This window comes from Kluyvera sp. CHPC 1.2972, assembly GCF_036759925.1.
Lineage (GTDB): Bacteria > Pseudomonadota > Gammaproteobacteria > Enterobacterales > Enterobacteriaceae > Kluyvera.
In genome coordinates this window covers 1-3782 of the sequence record NZ_JAPKIB010000036.1, presented here as the reverse complement: position 1 = coordinate 3782, position 3782 = coordinate 1, and the positions used below count along the sequence as shown (strand labels likewise).

Sequence of the window (3782 nt, the reverse complement as noted above, 5' to 3'; positions counted from 1 at the left end):
GAACCACACCGATCTGTGGTTCTGCTAATACACATATGCAACCAGCCGGCACAGATCTCTGCTGGCAAGACGCGCGCGCGAGGCTAACACACATATGAGGGATCAGCATTGCTGACCCCTGGTAACTCTCTAAAATCGTTTTAAGGCTCGTTTACGAGTAGGAGTAGGGTTTACCCCTCCTGGGTTGGTTTTCTTCTCAAATCGCTTTGTATTGCTTTTAATCGCGTTTGAGTGCTCAACACCTGCGATTTTTGGACCACCTTTGCCAGATCTTGCATAGCCGTAATTTTCCAGAGATCTAGTTACTCTGTGACCCAAAAATGCAGCTATTGTTTCTTCTGTAAAACCCTCTTTTTTTAATTCGCTCGCTGCTCTGTGTCTTAATGTATAAAGTGAAAAACCTTTATGGTTGATATACAAATATTGTCTCAATGAATCATACTCTTGCTTTGAGCATTTATATTCTAATTTATTATTTTGCTTTATTTTGGACATAATCAATTTGAACTGCTCATTTTCAGCAAATTCATTTATATTGAATTTCAATATTCTTTTTTCCTGCCCTCGATCTTCGCCCACTTTCGCCCCGCTAATACATATATTTAATAGTGGTGGGCTTAGTTCCAGCCCAATTCCTTTTTGGATCTCAGCCGGACGGCAACCGGTCAAACTTGAAATTGCTAAAATCATTGAATACTTATCAAAAAGCTCTGGCTTTTGCTTCAAATCTTCAAAAATTGCTTTGATACTTGAAACACTATTCATAGTCTTTTTTTTGCTTTTAGATTCTATTTTTCTGTAAGAAATATCATTCCAAGTTACGCGATTTTCGCTCAAAAAATCTCGCTCAAAAAAGAAAAACAACTTATATGCTTCAATGGTTTTTTCTTTCATTAAATCAAAATTCTTTTGTTTTCTTGCTCGATCTGCTTCGTTTCTTAGCTCTTGTATTTTTTCAGCTATACAAAATCTAAAAGCAGTTCTTGTTTTATCAAAACTGTTTCTTGTGTTGCATTCTAACAAGTGTTGAATAATATCTTCTGCATTCACAGACAATTTATAATTAAACAATTTTCTATATTGTTCTGCTGTTTCTTTTTTTACTTTTAAATTAATTTCTTTCAATCTATCTTGCATCTCAATATTTAAAATTGAGCCCACTTGCATATTTTTTTCTTCTGCTATCTTAATGCAATCTTCAAATCTTTTTTTAATTTCTCTGCTGTCTTTAACAGTCATTTTCTTTATTTTAAATTCCATAGTCACCTCATTTTTTTTATAGTTTTTTTTGTTTTAATTTTACTCCGCAGGTTTGCCTTTTTTCTTCATTCCAAATTAAAAATTTTCAAATTTCGCTTCGCTCAAAATGAAATATTTTTAAAATGTCATTACGAAAAAAAGCAAAGGGGTTTTGTGCTCTTCGCACACTTTTCCTTTCAAAATTTCGCTGACGCTCATTTTTCAAGTAAAAGACAACCCCCCATTATTGTTATAACAAAAATAACAATAATGGCAAGTCAAAAGAAAAAATAGATCGCAGATTTTACTAGATTTTTCATCAACTTACACACAGATCAATCGCTCAAAAAACAAAATTAAAATTTTATTTTTTTCACGATTCGCCGCAAAAAAATTATAGTCTTCTTTTTTTACTTGGCTGTATTTTTTGTTCTTCTTCAACTTGTTCAATCATTATTTTAGATATTTCTTTTTCTTCTTTTTTTATTCTTTCTTCTTCAAATAAAAAATCTAATGTCTCATAATTATCCGGAAAAGCAAAAACTTTAAATCTCGAAAATTCTTCATTTGCACAACCATAACATTTTAAATATGCAGTTTTGAAATTGTCATTCCTAAATAATTTGTCTTTAATATGTGACATAGAAACAAGTTCGGAATAAGAGTTTTCTAAACTCATTTTGTTTGAAGCATTTCTGCTTTCACTTAATTTCCTCAACTCTTTTTTTTCGTCTAAAATCATGTTTGAAAAATTATTTAGAATGTATCTGTTATCTACATTTCTTTCTAAAATCTCAGTACATATATGAGAAAAAAAATGAAAAGTCGTTTTTTCTATATTGTAATACTTCACTAAATCAATAACTATTTTCGAAACAATTTCTCTTTTAATTCTTTTTTTTAATGCTGTTAAATGTGCTTTTCTTCTGGAGTCTTGAGATTTTCTTTCTTTCTCACTCATATCGCTTTTTAATTTGAAATCACAATATATTTTTAATATTTCATATCTCAAATCAGCAAGATCAAATATGTTTTTATTACTGGCGTATTCTTTAAATCGCTCTCTCAATTCACTATTTTTTTTTGATATTGTCATATATTAAGCCCTCTTTATTTTGCTAATACATATATGCTTAATATATTATTTTAATATTGTCAAATTTAATAATTTAACTTCTCCCTCTGCTCAAACTCTGCATTTATATAATTAATATAAAAGATAAGGCTTTGTTGTTCATAATATTCAGTAGAGCAGATTGTATTAAATCGGTGTTCAAACTCTCTAAACTCACTATTACACTTAAAAATAAATTTTTCTAATTCTTCTCGTGTATGTTTATTATAAATTTCACGGATCACTTTTCTTTCTAATGCTAAAAAATATCTATCTATCAATTTTTCTATTTCCATAAATTTTCCTTTTTTAATTATATTTAGAATTTAAATAGCAAATTGCAAAAAAAAATCAAATCGCCAATTTTTTTCTTCGAACTCTATTTTTTTATTCTTTAGTATTGGTTTTCTATCTTTCTACAAAGAAGCATTGCTTTTTCTCTATAACAGATCTGTATTGTTTTGCTGTGGCTTCGCTAAGACCTTTGTGTTCAGCCCTTTACAGGGCTTCACCCAAAGGTCTCCCCTAGTAAAAATTTTCTGGATCTACCCTAAAAATCAGGTAATTAGAAAATTTTCACTAAGGGCGATTTGTGTGATTGCAAAGTTTTGGACTTCACCACAAAGTTCTAGACTATTGAGCTTAACAACCGTTTCCAGTCGTTGGCACCCTCTTACACCCTCTAGATACAGTTCATAGCCTTTTACTTGCGACAGCTAACCCCATTTTAAACAACCATTTGGCTGTTATGGCTGGGCTTTCTCATAGCCTACCAATCAATCACTGTTCACCAAAAAAACCTTAGAACTCGCCTCCCAGGTCGGCAATTCGTAAGCACCCTTCTATTGCCAACAACCAACCGAAACCGGACCCTCTTGATTCCACAGTTTCAGGCACGACACAATATGCGCATTTGGTTGCTTAAGGATTTGAAAAACTAGGGATTTTTGAAGAGACTTGTAACAAGAGAGGTTTGACAATTGCGATTTTATAAGTTAGATTTTCACTTACATATCGTAATCCAGTGCCTGATATCACTTGATTACAAGACTTTCAGAAGTCCCCACTTCTTTAAGTCCCTCAAAACCAGCTTAGGCTGGTTTTGTTGTATCTGGACTCAGTTATAATCTATCTTTCTGTTATGTCAACACTTCTTCAAAAAATTTGATTGCTCAAAAATCAAAATTCTCACTCAATGAGACTCGTTGTGTCATTTTTAACAGCAAAAATGACACTTCAAATGCCAATAACTGACAGTTAATTGATCAAAAAACCACCAACGAAAAGTTACCGGGGTCCCGTTCCGGGCACTACTCGCGCGCGTGCCGCCTGCTAACACATATATTGATTAGTTAATTACACCGACCACACAACGAACCACACCGATCTGTGGTTCTGCTAATACACATATGCAACCAGCCGGCACAGA

General features: G+C 32.5%; 3 protein-coding genes. All 3 read right to left on the bottom strand.

The window, feature by feature from the left end:
- Window positions 1-129: 129 nt before the first annotated feature.
- Window positions 130-1260, bottom strand: a complete 1131-nt coding sequence (locus V6944_RS23225; RefSeq protein WP_154941701.1) for a hypothetical protein — start codon at window positions 1258-1260, stop codon at window positions 130-132.
- A gap of 373 nt (window positions 1261-1633) precedes the next feature.
- On the bottom strand, window positions 1634-2335 hold the full coding sequence (locus V6944_RS23220) for a hypothetical protein (RefSeq protein ID WP_139497357.1): 702 nt from the start codon (window positions 2333-2335) through the stop codon (window positions 1634-1636).
- Window positions 2336-2400: 65 nt separating this feature from the next.
- On the bottom strand, window positions 2401-2649 hold the full coding sequence (locus V6944_RS23215; protein WP_073568787.1) for a hypothetical protein: 249 nt from the start codon (window positions 2647-2649) through the stop codon (window positions 2401-2403).
- Window positions 2650-3782 lie beyond the last annotated feature (1133 nt).

What these genes read in the sequence shown, in the direction of transcription:
- V6944_RS23225 (WP_154941701.1), bottom strand. Translation starts at nt 1,260, where the DNA reads ATGGAATTTAAAATAAAGAAAATGACTGTTAAAGACAGCAGAGAAATT.
- V6944_RS23220 (WP_139497357.1), bottom strand. Translation starts at nt 2,335, where the DNA reads ATGACAATATCAAAAAAAAATAGTGAATTGAGAGAGCGATTTAAAGAA.
- V6944_RS23215 (WP_073568787.1), bottom strand. Translation starts at nt 2,649, where the DNA reads ATGGAAATAGAAAAATTGATAGATAGATATTTTTTAGCATTAGAAAGA.